The organism is Acinetobacter sp. YH12227 (assembly GCF_013417785.1).
GTDB classification, from domain to species: domain Bacteria; phylum Pseudomonadota; class Gammaproteobacteria; order Pseudomonadales; family Moraxellaceae; genus Acinetobacter; species Acinetobacter gandensis.
In genome coordinates, this window is record NZ_VPDH01000073.1 from 1 (window position 1) to 16214 (window position 16214).

Here is a 16214-nt window from a genome sequence, read left to right on the forward strand (position 1 = left end):
GCTAGATTAAAGCAATTTAGAGGAATTGCCACACGCTATGACAAGCTAAAGCAAAGCTATGAAAATTCTGTTGCCTTAGCTTGTATCTTTATTTGGCTACCATTATGAAATGTCAACAGACCCTAATCGTTATTGCTAAAAAAGCGACTCTTTTGAGTCGCTTTTTACTTACAGCATATGTTAAGTCTAGCGTTTAATATTAGTTCACACGAATCCACGTTTGGCTACGACCTAGAGCTGATACACCAATATAGCCACGTCCATTTAAGGTACGACCATCATTCGACATTTTGGCATTGAAGCTATAAGTCTTACCATTTTTAGGGTCAGTAATTTTACCGCCATCGTAGGTATTTTTACCAGTATTTTTTAGTCCATGAACAATCTGAGCACCTAATAAAGGTTTGTTCTGATATTTACCTACACATTTGCTGCATTTCTGTGCTTCACCCGGTGTGAAAACATCAACGATTTTTGCAGAAAGCACGCCATTCGATGTCTCGGTAAATTGGACAACAGATAAAGGTTGCTTGGTTTTATCATCAATGGTTTTCCACTTTGTTCCATTGAGTGGATCAGCAGCGAGTGCTAGGGTTGAGACCAAGGATAAACCAAGAATACTAAGAGTTGTTTTTATCATTTTAGAACCTCTATTTCGTGTTACGAGATGTGTGAGTTCGTCTTACTGATCAGCTCACACATGCCATGAAGAAAGTAAACATGTCGTTCAACTTTCAAGAGGAATCTTCGCAAATAAATAAGTATATATTGTGGATCTTTTATACAATTTTTGATGATGTGCAGGCCCAATCGTGTAGAAATTTAGAGTTCGTGTTGAGCAATGTTATTGATTTGGCAAGTTTGTGACTATTTGTCTAAACAGTGAGGAATGGATTACTGATCATTAATTAGGGATTACATCTGATATTAAAAAGCTATCTAGTAGATATAATCCCTTTAATTTTACTAATCCTTTTTAGTATTAAGGTGAGGTTGCTGTTGAATCTCACATATTGTTTTACGCTTTAATCCATCAATATATGTTGATAAAGGTCAGCTTGTTTTCTTAAAAAGTCCCAAACTAACTTAATACGGGGTTCGTGCTGTAAATCGACTAAAGTGAGCATCCAAAAGGTATGGATGAAGCGTACATTTTCACCTAAGACTTGTTCAAGTTCTTGGTTTTCATCCGCTAAAAATTTGGGCAAAATTGCCAGTCCGGCACCTGAGCTGACCGCAATCTGTTGTGCCAGAATACTACTACTACGGAAGTTCGCATTTAAATCGAGCGGAATACGCTCCAGACAATACAGTTCAGGGCTATAAACCAAATCATCAATGTAGTTTACAAAGCGATGATTTTTTAAATCATCAAGTTTATGAATAGCTTGTGTTTGATTTAAATAGTTTTTACTGCCATAAATTTTTAGACAATAGTCGGTCAAACGCGTGATGATATAAGGGCCTGATTTAGGACGATCAATGGAAATTACAATGTCAGCTTCGCGATGGGATAGCTTAATCATCTTCGGAACGGGAATTAAATCAATCGTGAGTTGAGGATATTGCTTGGACAATTCTGCCAATAGTTTGGCTAAAAATGCTGTGCCAAAACCTTCAGGTGTGCCAATTCGCACACGACCCTGCAAAGGTTGATGAGGCTTTTCAATTTGTATAAAGGCTTGTTCCATTTGTTCAACTCGTGGAACTAAGGCCAAACCTTCCAAAGTCAGTTCATAACCAGTTGCTTCACGTTTAAATAATGGTGTGCCTAAAGCTAGTTCTAAAGCCTGTATCCGACGGGATACCGTGCTGTGTTCAACCCCAATCAGTCGTGCTGCATTGGTCAGTGTCTTAGCACGTGCCAAGACCAAAAAATATTGCAAATGATCCCAATCCACTTTCATTTTGATTATTTTCCCTGTGCATATTTGCACATTGATCGTGCATGAATTTCTATTTCTGGTCAAAAATTTCTTTGCTAGTCTGAATTTAAACAGCAAGCCTGAAAATACGACTTTTTAGCTATTTTCAATGCTGAAACAACAAAAATAGTGCCCATGGAGAGGTTATGAACACAATGTCCAATATTCAGTCGACTACGGCTAAATTATTAATTAACGGTCAATTTATTGAATCTAAAACACAAAACTGGCAAGACATTGTGAATCCTGCGACACAGGAAGTACTTGGTCGTGTACCAATGGCAACGACGGACGAAGTCGATGCTGCAATTGCTGCAGCACAAGCGGCCTTAAAAACTTGGCGTGTTACACCAATTCAGGTACGCATGCGAATCATGCTGAAATTACAAGATTTGATTCGTGCCAATATGAAAAAAATTGCGGCGGTACTCACTGCCGAGCAAGGCAAAACCTTGGCAGATGCAGAAGGTGATATTCAACGTGGTCTAGAAGTTGTTGAACATGCATGCTCGATTGGTACATTACAAATGGGTGAATACACCGAAGGTGTCGCTCGTGGTGTCGATACTTATACCTTGCAGCAACCATTAGGAGTCTGTGCAGGGATTACTCCATTTAACTTTCCGGCAATGATTCCTTTATGGATGTTCCCTATGGCAATTGCTTGTGGAAATACCTTCGTACTTAAACCATCTGAACAAGATCCATTATCGACCATGATGTTGGTTGAGCTTGCAGTTGAAGCAGGTATACCTGCAGGTGTCCTAAACGTTGTACATGGTGGTAAAGAAGTCGTAGACCGCTTATGCACACATCAAGATATTAAAGCGATTTCATTTGTTGGCTCAACTGCTGTAGGTACGCATGTGTATAACCTTGCAGGACAGCATGGTAAACGTGTGCAGTCGATGATGGGTGCAAAAAATCATGTCGTTGTGATGCCAGATGCAAATAAAGAGCAGACCTTAAATGCACTTGTTGGTGCTGCCTTTGGTGCCGCAGGTCAACGTTGCATGGCTTTGTCTGTTGCAGTGATGGTTGGTGAAAGTAAGGAGTGGATTGGTGAACTGGTCGAAAAAGCTAAAACATTGAAGGTCAATGCAGGGCATGAACCAAATACCGATATTGGCCCAGTGATTTCATCGCGTGCCAAGGCTCGTGTAACAGATTTGATTAATAGCGGTGTTGAGCAAGGTGCAACGCTGCTTTTAGATGGCCGTGATGTTGTTGTGCAGGGTTATGAACAAGGCAATTTTGTAGGTGCAACAATTTTTGACCAAGTCACCACCGATATGCGGATTTATAAAGAAGAAATTTTCGGGCCAGTCTTAGCCATTATTCATGTCGATACATTGGAACAAGCCATCGAGTTGATTAATGCCAATCCATTTGGTAATGGCGTTGGTTTGTTTACACAAAGTGGCGCAGTGGCACGTATTTTCCAAAATGAAATTGATATCGGTCAAGTCGGTATTAACATCCCAATTCCTGTGCCAGTTCCATTCTTTAGTTTTACCGGCTCACGTGGTTCAAAACTGGGGGACTTAGGCCCTTATGGTAAGCAAGCAGTTCAGTTCTATACCCAAACCAAAACCATTACCAGCCGTTGGTTTGAAGATAGCCATGAATCTACAGGTGTAAATACCACCATTAACCTACGTTAAATCAGGAGTTCAAGGATGAATATTGCATTTATAGGTTTAGGAAATATGGGCGGTAAAATGGCCCAAAACTTACTCAAAGCGGGTTTAACGGTTTATGGTTTTGACTTGAGTGATGTGGCAATTTCGCATTTTACTGAAGCAGGCGGGATCGTCTGTGATAGTCCACAGGCAGCTGCAAAAGACGCGGATATTGTGATTAGCATGTTGCCTGCGGCGAAGCATGTGAAAGAGGTTTATCTCGGGGAAAATGGTGTGCTTGCCGTACTTAAAGCCGGCAGCTTATGTATTGATAGCAGTACCATTGACCCACAAACCATCAAAGATATTGCCGCAGCAGGACGTGAACGAAATATTGATGTCTGTGATGCCCCTGTTTCGGGCGGCACAATTGGTGCTCAAGCCGGCACGCTCACCTTTATGGTGGGGTCAGATGATGCCACGTTTGAAAAGGCCAAATCAGTACTCAGTCACATGGGTAAAAACATTGTGCACTGTGGTGATGTAGGTGCAGGGCAAATCGCCAAAATCTGTAACAACCTGATTTTGGGTATTTCAATGGCGGCTGTTGCAGAAGGTATGGCACTCGGTGCCAAGCTTGGTATTGACCCGCAAGCTTTGGCAGGTGTGGTGAATAGCTCAAGCGGCCGCTGTTGGAGTTCAGAAGTGTGTAATCCTTGGCCAGAAATTTCAGCCAATGCACCTGCAGGCCGTGGTTATTCCGATGGGTTTGCAACACAGCTGATGTTAAAGGATTTAGGGCTTGCCATTGAAGCAGCTGGCCAAGTGAAACAACCGATTTTATTAGGTGGTTTAGTGCAACAGATGTATCAGCAGCTTTGTTTACAAGGCAATGCCCACTTAGATTTTTCCAGCATTATTCAGCAATATCTTCCTAAAGAGGTTTAGGGTTTCGATCCTAAACTTTAGGTCTCAATGGATGGGACTTAAAAAATTAAACTGCGTCAGCAATAACAATAAATTTGGCAGAGGTCACGGATATGTTGAATTATCAAAATAAGGCATCAGTTTTTGATTTAAATGAAGCGGCAAAACAAGTGCTAAGCGGTTCATTACATCAACTCAACGCATGTTATGAATGTTGTGATCGTCATGCTGAAGCAGACAGTGAAAAAGTTGCGTTGTATTGGCAAGGCAAAGACGGTCGTAAAGAACAATATACCTTTAGTCAGCTAAAAAAATGGTCGAGCCAATTTGCCAATTTTTTAAAGGCTCAAGGCGTGCAACAAGGTGATCGTGTATCGGGCTTATTGCCACGCACAGTTGAATTGTTGGTGGTTATTTTAGGGGCATGGCGGATTGGTGCCGTATATCAACCTTTATTTACTGCCTTTGGCCCTAAAGCGATTGAGCACCGTTTACAGCTGGCAAAAAGCAAATTTGTAATCACAGATGTTGGCAACAGAAGCAAACTCGATGAAGTCGCGCAATGCCCACAGATTATTACGGTTGCAGATATCGCAGGTTTAGGTGTTGAAGCCAGTGATTTAGATTTTTGGCAGATTGTAAATGCTGAGTCAGATCAATGTGATTTGGTCATGCAAAGCATAGAAGCGCCATTTTTACTCATGTTTACATCGGGTACCACAGGCCCTGCAAAACCTTTAGAAGTTCCACTCAAAGCGCTCATTGCATTTGGTCATTATATGCAGGATGCCATTGGCTTACGCGATGACGATGCATTTTGGAACATTGCCGATCCCGGTTGGGCTTATGGTTTGTACTACGGCATTACTGGACCGCTATTGCTTGGTCATGCGACGTTGTTCTATGAAGGCGGATTCAGTGCAGATAGCCTCTGTCAAATTGTAAATGACTATGAAATTAATAACTTGGCAGGAGCGCCGACTGCATATCGTATGATGATGGCAGCGGATCAAACACAAATGGCGCAGCTAAAAGGAAAATTTCGCGTTGTCAGTAGCGCAGGCGAACCCTTAAATCCAGAAGTGTTTCGCTGGTTCCAGCAGGTTTTAGATGCGCCTATTTTTGACCATTATGGTCAAACTGAAGTGGGCATGGTGGTGTGCAACCATCATGGTTTAAAACATGATATTCGTGCAGGTTCAGCGGGCTTTGCCAGTCCAGGTTATCGCGTTGCTGTGGTCGATGAACAAGGCAATGAATTGACTGCAAACACACCGGGTATTTTGGCTGTCGATATCGAGCAATCGCCAATGATGTGGTTTGGAGGCTATAAAGAAAGTCGAAAATCACCGTTTATCAAAAATTATTATTTGACGGGTGATACAGCAGAACTGAATGAAGATGGCAGCATGAGCTTTGTGGGACGTAGTGATGATGTCATTACAACTTCGGGCTATCGAATTGGGCCATTTGATGTAGAAAGTGCCTTACTCGAGCATGAAGCTGTGGTGGAAGCTGCGGTTATTGGTGTGCCAGATCCTGAGCGTACTGAGATTGTGAAAGCCTTTGTTATTTTGGCTGAAGGTCAACACGCAAGCGAAGAACTCGCAGAACAATTAGGGCAATTTGTGAAAAAACGCTTATCTGCACATGCATATCCACGCCAAGTCGAATTCGTAACTGAGTTACCGAAAACCCCAAGTGGCAAAATTCAACGTTTCTTATTGCGTAATCAAGAGATTGCTAAGCAACAGGCCGCAAGCACATCAGTTTAGCTATGCCATTTTAAAATGCGGCAGGTTAATTACGCACTTGGTTTTAGATGAAAGTTCAATTGAATATATTGTTGAAATTTCGGAATGTACAGTGGGTAATAAACAAATAAATACACGCTCAAAATTATGTTAAAGATCAGGCTAAAGATATAAAAGATAAGGGAATATGCAATGCAATTTACAGAAGAACAATTACTGATTCAGGATATGGCGCGTAGTTTTGCACAGGAACAAGTGAAACCGAATGCAAGTGATTGGGATCGAAATGGTACGTTTCCAAAAAATGCATTGGCACAAATGGGCGAATTAGGCTTTTTGGGTATGTTGGTGTCGGATCAATATGGTGGCTCCGATACTGGTAACTTAGCCTATGTTTTGGCCCTAGAAGAAATTGCCGCGGCAGATGGTGCAACTTCAACCATCATGAGTGTACATAACTCGGTAGGCTGTGTTCCGATTGCCAAGTTTGGCACGGAAGAACAAAAACAGAAGTATCTGCTTCCTTTAGCTCAAGGAAAAATGATTGGCGCTTTTGCTTTAACAGAACCTCATACTGGTTCTGATGCAGCTGCAATTAAAACCCGTGCAGTGAAGGATGGTGATGATTGGGTCATTAATGGAGCAAAACAATTTATTACCTCCGGTCATAATGCAGGTGTGATTATCGTTTTTGCGGTGACAGATCCTAGTGCCGGTAAAAAAGGCATGAGCGCTTTTATCGTGCCACGTGACACACCAGGTTATGAAGTTATTCGTACTGAAGAAAAACTTGGTTTACATGCCTCGGACACCTGCCAAATTGCATTAACTGATGTGCGTATACCACACAGTATGATGCTTGGCAAAGAAGGTGAAGGCTTAAAAATTGCCTTATCAAACTTAGAGGGTGGTCGAATTGGAATAGCTGCTCAAGCCGTCGGTTTAGCTCGTGCGGCTTTAGAAGAAGCAACCCGATATGCCAAAGAGCGCATCACCTTTGGTAAGCCTATTTTTGAGCATCAAGCAGTAGCATTTCGCTTAGCCAGCATAGCAACAGAAATTGAAGCTGCACGTCAATTGGTTCATCACGCTGCACGTTTAAAAGAAGCAGGACAGCCCTGTCTGAATGAAGCCTCTATGGCCAAACTTTTTTCATCTGAAATGGCAGAACGTGTGTGTTCAGCTGCACTACAAGTCTTTGGTGGCTATGGGTATTTAAAAGATTTTCCAATTGAACGCATTTACCGCGATGCGCGTATTTGTCAAATTTATGAAGGTACCAGTGATATTCAGCGTTTAGTGATTGCGCGGAGTTTATAAAAATAGTCGTTTAAATATTAGAGACAGAAACAAAGAACCAGATCAATAAAAAGGGCGACCTAATGCAATTTGAAACAATATTACTAGAGAAAAAAAATGGCGTGGGATTGATCACTTTAAATCGCCCCAAAGCACTCAATGCATTAAATACGCAGTTAATCAGTGACGTGAATATTGCACTGGACGATTTAGAAAAAGACTCAACGATTGGCTGCATGATATTAGCAGGCTCTGAAAAGGCTTTTGCTGCGGGTGCGGATATTAAGGAAATGGCAGGGCTGAATTTTCCCAATATTTATTTTGATGATTTCTTTCATTTGGCCGATCGCATTGCACAGCGTCGCAAACCTCTCATTGCCGCAGTCAGTGGCTATGCTCTAGGTGGTGGCTGTGAATTGGCTTTAATGTGTGACTTCATTTACTGTGCAGACAACGCCAAATTTGGTTTACCTGAAGTTACTTTAGGTGTACTGCCAGGCATTGGTGGGACACAGCGCTTAACCCTTGCGATTGGTAAAGCTAAAGCCATGGAAATGTGTTTAACCGCACGTCAAATGGGAGCACTCGAGGCGGAACAAAGTGGGCTGGTTGCGCGTGTTTTTGCCAAAGAGGAATTATTGGCTGAGACTTTGGCTGCTGCTGAAAAGATTGCAGAAAAGTCCTTGGTTGCCACCATGATGATTAAAGAATCGATTAACCGTGCCTTTGAAGTGAGCCTTGCTGAAGGGCTTCGTTTTGAACGTCGCACATTTCACTCAGTATTTGCCACATTAGACCAAAAAGAAGGTATGCAAGCCTTTGTAGAAAAACGTCCAGCTAACTTTAAAAATCAATAAGGATGTGCAGACATGAGCAAGGAAAATAATTTAATCATTCAGCGCCAAGGAGCTTTGGGTACGATTATTTTAGATCGGGTTTCCAATTTAAATGCTTTGACGATTGAGATGATTAATGGCATACGAACGCAACTGAAACTATGGCAACATGATGATGAAATTCAAGCAGTACTAATTAAATCAAATAGTCCTAAAGCCTTCTGCGCAGGTGGCGACATTCGTTACTTATATGATTGCTATCAAAATGGTACGGATGATCATAAAACCTATTTTCAAGCAGAATACGATATGCTCAACGCATTGCGTAGCTATATAAAACCAGTTGTTGTGTTGTTAGATGGTTATGTTTTAGGTGGAGGTTTCGGTTTAGCGCAAGCCTGTCACATTTTGGTGAGTAGTGAAAAGTCACGTTTTGCAATGCCTGAAACTGCAATTGGATTTTTCCCAGATGTTGCTGCTACACATTTTTTATCTCGCTTAGATGATATTGGCGTATATTTGGCAACGACGGGGGATCAGATATCGAGTAGTGATGCGCTTTATTTAGATTTGATTGATTACCATGTGCCGAGTGAAAAGTTTGCAGCTTTAGAACAGACCTTAGTGCAAACAAGCCCTCTCACTCAACAAAATATAGAACAAGTGATTGCACGTTACATCACGCATCCAGCCGAAAGTGATTTACGACAAAATGTCCAAAACATTAGTAAGCATTTTGCTTATACAGATGTGTCCGAAATTGAGCAAAGTTTAGAACAGGAACAAGACACGACTAATCAAGCATGGGCGCACAAAACATTAAATACTTTGCAACAGCGTTCACCGATTGCCAAACATATTAGTCTAAAACTACAACTGGCAGGTCGTAGCATGTCTTTACAGCAATGCATGCAAGTTGAACGTCATTTACAAGATCTTTGGTTTGATCATGGCGACATTATAGAAGGTGTTCGTGCGTTGATTGTTGATAAAGATAAACAGCCAAAGTGGCAACAACATAATCCAGCATTAGATCAAATTTTGGCTGAAATTATTTAAATTTTAACTGAATGATCACCATACCCAGAAAAAAAAGTTTAAACGTATTTCAAGTATGCGCAGAGAAAGGAAATTGAGAATTTCTCTGCATTTTAAAGCAACGGTTCATTTTAATTTCGTCGGGAGATGTAAAAAGGAAATCTTAAATTTATTCAACTTACCTAGTATGGATAAATCAAATCAAAACTCAAAAAGATCGATATAAGGAACATAGTGATGCAGGATATTCAACAAAATCATCCTCAGGACAAGAAGTCCTCACACCGCTTAGCCGGTATTTCTAGCATGGTGGGAACCACCATTGAATGGTATGACTTTTTTATTTACGGTGCAGCGGCCGCGCTGATTTTTAACAAGCTGTTTTTCCCAAATTTAGATCCACTAACGGGCGTCTTAGCAGCTTTTGCGACATATGCAGTTGGTTTTATTGGTAGACCGCTGGGTGGCATAGTATTTGGTCATTTTGGGGATAAAATTGGCCGAAAATCCATGCTGCTTGTCACGCTCATGCTGATGGGAATTCCTACAGTTATGATTGGACTATTACCAACCTTTGAAAGCATTGGCTATTGGGCAACGGTGTGTTTGATTATTCTTCGTTTTGTCCAAGGCATGGCCATGGGTGGTGAATGGGGCGGCGCAGTATTAATGGCAGTTGAACATGCACCTCAAGGCAGTAAGGGCTTCTGGGGAAGCTTACCTCAGGCAAGTACTGGTGGTGGATTACTCTTAGCATCAGTGGCTTTAGGTTTGGTTTCGATGCTACCTGAAGAAGCATTATTTAGTTGGGGTTGGCGTTTACCATTCTTAGCAAGTATTGTGCTTTTAGCGGTGGGTTGGTATATCCGTGTGAAAGTTCCTGAATCTCCAGACTTTGAAAAAGTGAAAGAGAAGGCTGAGCACGTTAAAGTACCAGCGCTACAAGTCTTTAAAAAACACCCGAAAGAACTCGTGACTATTGTGCTATCACGTGCAGCAGAAAACGCATGGTTCTATTTGGCATCTACATTTGCATTGGCTTATACAACGACACAACTTGAAATTCCGCGCCAAGATATTTTGTTCGCAACAATCTGTGGTGCAGCAGTGATTATGGTGGTCACACCAATCTTTGGGCATTTTTCAGATAAAGTCGGTCAACGCAATATGTTCCGATTTGGCCTGTGTGTGTTAGCTCTATATAGTTATCCATTTTTTGCCATGTTAAATACCAAAGATCCAACTTTGGTTTGGGCTGCAATTGTAATTGGCATCGGTTTGGTTTTCCCATTGATGTATGCACCACAGTCACAGCTCTTTGCACGTCAATTTCCTGCGGAGATTCGCTATAGCGGTATTTCGATTTCAGTACAATTCGCAGGCGTATTAGGTGGTGGCCTTGCACCATTAATCGCTACAAAGTTGTTGAGTATTGGCGGGGGCAGCCCACATCTGATTATTTACTACATTATTGGTTTTGCAATCGTAGCTATCATTGCATCATCATTTTTAAAGCCTGATATGATCAAGTCTAAGAATGCAGATGCACAAAAATCAGTGAAACCTGTTTTAAATGATTCATAAATTAATTTTTAAGTGTTTAAACTTTCAAAAATTCATTAAGTGAATAAATTGATGCTTAATTTGAACAAAACATGAAGAAAATTTAACGTTAACATGAGCCACATACAGCTTTGTATGTGGCTTTTTTACATCAAAAACACCATTTTTCGCTCATACTAAATTATTAAAGTTTTCTAATTTATATATAAATAATTGAAAAATATAAATATATTTAAGATTGATATTGAGTTGGATCCATTAAGTGAATTTTACTCATCTTTGGTTTAGATTAAATCATTTTTATTCATCTTAACTTTCACGTATAAATTACTGCATACAGAAATTCTAATTAACGAAATTTTAGGTAGACACTCCCATGAGTCAAAAATTTGCATGTTCAATTAAACGTATTCGTTTTGATGAAAACTATCAGCCAGCTGACAGCACACGCCTGACTACGAACTTTGCCAACTTAGCACGTGGTGAGCACCGTGAAGAAAACCTACGTCGTACATTGGCAATGATCAATAATCGCTTTAACACTTTAGCGAAATGTGACAACCCAAATGCGGACCGTTATTCACTTGAAATTGACATTATTTCTGCTGAACTCGATATAGAAGGTAATGGCCAAACTTTCCCATTTATTGAAACTTTGAAAAGTACCATCATCGATCATAAAACCAATCAACGTATTGAGGGGATGATTGGTAATAGCTTTTCATCTTATGTACGTGATTATGATTTCAGCGTGGTATTGCCCGCATTGGGTTGTAAGTTCAATGAAAAGCCTGAAGACTTTGGTGATTTACACGGTAAACTTTACCAACACCTTGTTAATTCAGATGTATTCAAAGCTGAATTTAAAAAACAGCCAGTCATTTGCCTGAGTATTTCAACCACTAAAACGTATTATCGCACTGCGAATGTTCACCCAATTTTAGGCGTGGAATACACCAATGATGACTATTCACGTACAGACGATTATTTCGCAAAAATGGGGTTAAACGTTCGTTATTTCAAACCTGAAAATGCGACTGCACCATTGGCATTCTATTCTGCAAATAACTTGTTAAGTGACTATACAGATTTCGAATTAATCAGTGCGATCAGCACCATGGAAAGCTTCCAAAAAATCTACCGTCCAGAAATTTACAATACCAATGCAACAGCAGGTTTAGTGTATCAACCAAGTTTAAATTTCCAGGATTATTCATTGACTCGTATTGTCTATGACCGTGTTGAACGTGGTCAACTGGCGGTTAAACAGGGTAAATGGACTGAAGAAAACTTTATCAAGCCATATAAAGAAGTGCTTGAACAATGGGCTGCCAACTTCACAGTGGAAAATGCAAGCGCTGCTTAACTTAGATACCAGATTAACGAATTTAGAGATAGAAGATTAGACATGGCCCTTGTACACCCAAAACAGCTATTACCGACATCAACAGCAGGTAGCTTACCGAAACCATCTTGGCTTGCAGAACCTGAAAAGCTTTGGTCACCTTGGAAATTGCAAGATCAAGAGCTTTTGGACGGTAAAAAAGACGCATTACGCTTGGCGCTGCATGAGCAACAACAAGCGGGCATTGATATTGTCAGTGACGGCGAGCAAACCCGTCAGCACTTTGTAACCACGTTCATTGAGCATTTGGATGGCGTAGATTTTGAAAAACGTGAAACCGTAAAAATCCGTGACCGTTATGATGCGAGCGTACCGTCTGTAGTGGGCGCTGTATCTCGTCAAAAACCAGTTTTTGTTGAAGATGCAAAATTTCTACGTTCATTGACAGATCAGCCGATTAAATGGGCCTTACCTGGTCCAATGACTATGATTGATACGCTTTATGACGGTCATTACAAGAGTCGTGAAAAATTGGCCTGGGAATTTGCGAAAATCCTGAACCAAGAAGCACGTGAGTTGGAAGCTGCTGGTGTAGATATCATTCAATTTGATGAGCCTGCATTTAACGTATTCTTTGATGAAGTAAATGACTGGGGTGTTGCCACTTTAGAGCGTGCATTAGAAGGTCTAAAATGTGAAACTGCGGTACACATTTGCTATGGTTACGGTATTAAAGCAAATACAGACTGGAAAAAGACACTCGGTTCAGAATGGCGCCAATATGAAGAAGCCTTCCCGAAACTACAGCAGTCTAAAATTGATATCGTATCGCTTGAATGTCAAAACTCACGTGTACCGATGGATTTAATTGAATTGATCCGTGGTAAAAAAGTCATGGTCGGTGCAATTGATGTGGCAACCAATGTGATTGAAACACCAGAGGAAGTGGCAAACACATTGCGTAAAGCGCTTCAGTTTGTAGATGCAGATAAACTCTATCCGTCAACCAACTGTGGTATGGCACCACTGGGTCGTGAAGTAGCACGTGGTAAATTAAATGCTTTAAGTGCTGGTGCAGATATTATTCGCCAAGAACTTGCACGCTAATTGTCGCGCATAGGTGATGTTATATAAGAATATGCTTCATATAAAATATCACGCAAATATGTAAATTCTATTCGATGTAATGTGGCAAGCCAGTTCTTGCTGCATTGCACTGTTTTTAGTAATACCTTTAGGCAAAACCGTTTAAATTTTGGAACCTCATCATGGTTGAAGCAATCGACTTTAAAAATGCAATGTCATCATTAACAAGTGCAGTGAATGTTGTCACGACAATGGGTGCATCAGGTCGTCATGGCTTTACCGCATCTGCAGTGTGCAGCGTGACTGATACACCACCGACTTTATTGGTGTGTATGAATAAAGCATCGCGCTCACATACCAACTTTGTGGAAAACAAAATTTTAACGGTTAACGTCCTAGGTGCGCAGCATGAACAACTTTCTAATGCATTCGCGTCAAAACTGAGTTCAGACGAGCGCTTTGCTTTAGGCAATTGGACTGAGCTCGAAACGGGTGCACCTGTTTTGACAGATGCCTTGGTGAGTTTTGATTGTGAAATTGAACAAATACAAGAAGTGGGGACACATACTATTTTCATTTGTCCAATTGTTGCAATTCAAAAGAATGAAGATGATCAGGCCTTGGTTTACTTTAATCGTGCTTATCATCAGGTGGGTGAAACTGAACTTGCTTAAGCCTTTTCTTTAAATTTTTAACTCAATATATCAAGATCATCTCTCGTGGAATTAATTATATTTTTAGTCATTGGCGCATTGGCGGGTTTTGCTGCTGGGTTGTTTGGCGTGGGTGGCGGCACCATTATTGTCCCATTATTATTTATCGTGTTTAGCCAAATGGGCTATAACCCTGATGTTGTGATGCATTTAGCCTTAGGGACATCATTAGCCACTATTGTGGTGACCTCAATCAGTTCATTGATGGCGCACAATAAAAAGGGCGGTATCATGTGGCCGGTATTTAAAAATCTTGCACCGGGTATGGCGATCGGTTGTTTCTTCGGGGCAGGTATTGCAGGTTGGCTTTCTGCTGTGCATTTACAATTTATAGTCGGTCTATTTTTACTTTGGGTTGCATACAATATGTTTATGGGCTCAAAAAAAATGGTCGACAGTACAAAAACTTTACCTACGACTTCAGCGCAAATGGGTGCTGGAGCAGGGATTGGCATCGCTTCCGCCATTTTTGGTATTGGCGGTGGTAGTTTAACTGTTCCATATTTGACCCATTATGGTGTGGTCATGCAAAAAGCAGTCGGAACATCAGCTGCATGTGGCTTACCAATCGCAATAGCTGGCGCTTTAGGCTTTATGCTATTTGGTATGAAAGCTGAAGTAAATGTGCCAAATACCATTGGTTATATTCATGTCTATGCCTTTTTAGGTATTAGTATCATGAGTTTCTTTACTGCGAAATTTGGTGCAAAAGCAGCGCATGCCTTATCACCAGCAGTACTTAAGAAATGCTTTGCTGTGTTACTGGTTTGCGTCGGATGCTTTTTCTTGGTGAAAGGTTTTCTTTAATTATTAATTACTAATTACTAATTATTCAGCAAGTGTATAGCCCACATTTTGTGGGCTTTTAAATTTCAATAATCACAACATTTAAGTCTTTAGTGTCATGAATATTTCATCATTAATTCCGTCACCACTAAAGTTACGATGCCTGTAACAATGATAATAAAAATAATTTCAAATTTTAGATTCACAACATAACCTGCGTTATAGATATCCCTTTAAAAATATTCAGATTTGGCTAATGCCACTTAGATATGAGAAATCAAATGAATATTTTCATGTAAATATAAAGCTATTCTTCATCCATCACTTGATGGCGTTCCTGATGGTAGCCTTCTTCGGTTTGACCAACTTTCCAATATGGCACGGCATACATGTTGGCTTTCTTAACGCCAAACTTATTTCTAAATAAATGACGGAGTGAAACTACACGTGTATTTTCACCAGCCAAGCTCACAGAAATATTGGAGTCAAGCCAGTTCAATCGTTGCATTGCATCTTCAATTTGAGTTTCAACATTGGTTTGATTGATCAGCCAATTTACATTGACACCTTTAGGATGAATAAGTTCAATACGGTCATTTTCAGCTTCAATTTCAATCCAAACTTCCCCTTGTGCATGCTCAGGAAGTAGCTCTACAGATGCTGCAATCATCGGCAGTGCTGACAAATCGCCAATAAACACCCAGTAATTTGCTTCAGGGTTAAATCGTGCGCGTCCTCCAGGCCCAGCTAGACCTAAAATTTGGCCTGGTTGTGCTTGTTTTGCCCAGTTAGCAGCAATACCAAATTCTGTATGACGAACAAAGTCCACAACCAACAATTGTTCATTTTCTAAAAAATGACGAATCGTATAGGTACGTGTGATGGGCTTGTCTCCATTCGGCCAAACGACTTTTCCTTGTTCATTTCGGCTCGGTAAAATGGGTTTTAATTCAGGCTGTTCTGGAAAAAATAATTTTATATGTGCGCCATTTTGATTCTTAGGAAAATCCGAAAAATCTTCACTAGAAAAATAGACCCGCTGTAGATGAGGTGTAATTTTCTCTGACGACTGTACAGAGATATAACGTGGCAATGGGAGTGAATTTTGAGCCATGATTATTCTGCTATTTTGAATGAAAAGAGGGGCTGAATACGTATAAAACAGAGAATTCTGTGGTTTAAATGTAATGTAATTGACATCCTCACCTCCCTTAAACGGAGGTGATTCCTACAGCTAGACGCTTATGCCCAAGCGCAAGAATGTTCATGGCACTATTTAAGTCCCTATCGTGAGTGACACCACACTCACATGACCATTCT

The 16214-nt window shown here is 40.6% G+C and carries 15 protein-coding genes and 1 pseudogene; 12 read left to right on the forward strand and 4 right to left on the reverse strand.

From position 1 onward, the window contains the following. Nucleotides 1-108, forward strand: a pseudogene (locus FTV09_RS14160) (IS5/IS1182 family transposase); the annotation flags it as partial. A gap of 91 nt (nucleotides 109-199) precedes the next feature. On the opposite strand, the gene FTV09_RS14165 reads toward FTV09_RS14160, so the two are convergent. Together FTV09_RS14165 and FTV09_RS14170 are read right to left on the reverse strand one after the other, a co-directional pair. Next, entirely contained in the window at nucleotides 200-640 is a 441-nt protein-coding gene (locus tag FTV09_RS14165; RefSeq protein ID WP_180058690.1) for a DUF2147 domain-containing protein, read from the reverse strand. Nucleotides 641-1025: 385 nt separating this feature from the next. Further along, complete coding sequence (locus FTV09_RS14170) at nucleotides 1026-1907, reverse strand: LysR family transcriptional regulator (RefSeq protein WP_067766812.1); 882 nt, start codon at nucleotides 1905-1907, stop codon at nucleotides 1026-1028. 164 nt (nucleotides 1908-2071) lie between these two features. Between FTV09_RS14170 and FTV09_RS14175 the strand changes: the two genes are divergently transcribed. From FTV09_RS14175 to FTV09_RS14225, 11 genes are all read left to right on the forward strand, one after another. Beyond that, complete coding sequence (locus tag FTV09_RS14175; protein ID WP_180058691.1) at nucleotides 2072-3589, forward strand: CoA-acylating methylmalonate-semialdehyde dehydrogenase; 1518 nt, start codon at nucleotides 2072-2074, stop codon at nucleotides 3587-3589. Between the two features lie 15 nt (nucleotides 3590-3604). Then, nucleotides 3605-4495: a 3-hydroxyisobutyrate dehydrogenase gene (gene mmsB / locus FTV09_RS14180; RefSeq protein WP_180058692.1), complete on the forward strand. Its 891-nt coding sequence runs from the start codon at nucleotides 3605-3607 to the stop codon at nucleotides 4493-4495. A 92-nt stretch (nucleotides 4496-4587) separates the two neighbouring features. Then, on the forward strand, nucleotides 4588-6249 hold the full coding sequence (locus tag FTV09_RS14185) for an AMP-binding protein (RefSeq protein ID WP_180058693.1): 1662 nt from the start codon (nucleotides 4588-4590) through the stop codon (nucleotides 6247-6249). 171 nt (nucleotides 6250-6420) lie between these two features. Then, entirely contained in the window at nucleotides 6421-7548 is a 1128-nt protein-coding gene (locus FTV09_RS14190; RefSeq protein ID WP_180058694.1) for an acyl-CoA dehydrogenase family protein, read from the forward strand. Between the two features lie 62 nt (nucleotides 7549-7610). Further along, nucleotides 7611-8384, forward strand: coding sequence for an enoyl-CoA hydratase (locus FTV09_RS14195; protein ID WP_180058695.1), 774 nt, complete (start codon nucleotides 7611-7613; stop codon nucleotides 8382-8384). A gap of 12 nt (nucleotides 8385-8396) precedes the next feature. Continuing rightward, nucleotides 8397-9422: an enoyl-CoA hydratase/isomerase family protein gene (locus FTV09_RS14200; RefSeq protein ID WP_180058696.1), complete on the forward strand. Its 1026-nt coding sequence runs from the start codon at nucleotides 8397-8399 to the stop codon at nucleotides 9420-9422. 216 nt (nucleotides 9423-9638) lie between these two features. After that, nucleotides 9639-10985 (forward strand): MFS transporter, encoded by a 1347-nt coding sequence (locus FTV09_RS14205; protein ID WP_180058697.1) that lies wholly within the window; start codon nucleotides 9639-9641, stop codon nucleotides 10983-10985. Nucleotides 10986-11340: 355 nt separating this feature from the next. Then, nucleotides 11341-12330 (forward strand): putative oxygenase MesX, encoded by a 990-nt coding sequence (locus FTV09_RS14210; RefSeq protein ID WP_180058698.1) that lies wholly within the window; start codon nucleotides 11341-11343, stop codon nucleotides 12328-12330. A 42-nt stretch (nucleotides 12331-12372) separates the two neighbouring features. Then, nucleotides 12373-13416, forward strand: a complete 1044-nt coding sequence (locus FTV09_RS14215) for a methionine synthase (protein WP_067766786.1) — start codon at nucleotides 12373-12375, stop codon at nucleotides 13414-13416. 161 nt (nucleotides 13417-13577) lie between these two features. Continuing rightward, complete coding sequence (locus tag FTV09_RS14220; RefSeq protein WP_180058699.1) at nucleotides 13578-14069, forward strand: flavin reductase; 492 nt, start codon at nucleotides 13578-13580, stop codon at nucleotides 14067-14069. 45 nt (nucleotides 14070-14114) lie between these two features. Next, nucleotides 14115-14915 (forward strand): sulfite exporter TauE/SafE family protein, encoded by an 801-nt coding sequence (locus FTV09_RS14225; protein ID WP_180058700.1) that lies wholly within the window; start codon nucleotides 14115-14117, stop codon nucleotides 14913-14915. A gap of 286 nt (nucleotides 14916-15201) precedes the next feature. On the opposite strand, the gene FTV09_RS14230 is transcribed toward FTV09_RS14225, so the two are convergent. Further along, a complete protein-coding gene (locus FTV09_RS14230; protein WP_180058701.1) occupies nucleotides 15202-16008 on the reverse strand; it encodes a siderophore-interacting protein in 807 nt (268 codons plus the stop codon). A gap of 97 nt (nucleotides 16009-16105) precedes the next feature. Next, nucleotides 16106-16214 (reverse strand): zinc ribbon domain-containing protein (locus tag FTV09_RS14235; RefSeq protein WP_180058446.1); only part of this gene is annotated, 109 nt, incomplete at its 5' end.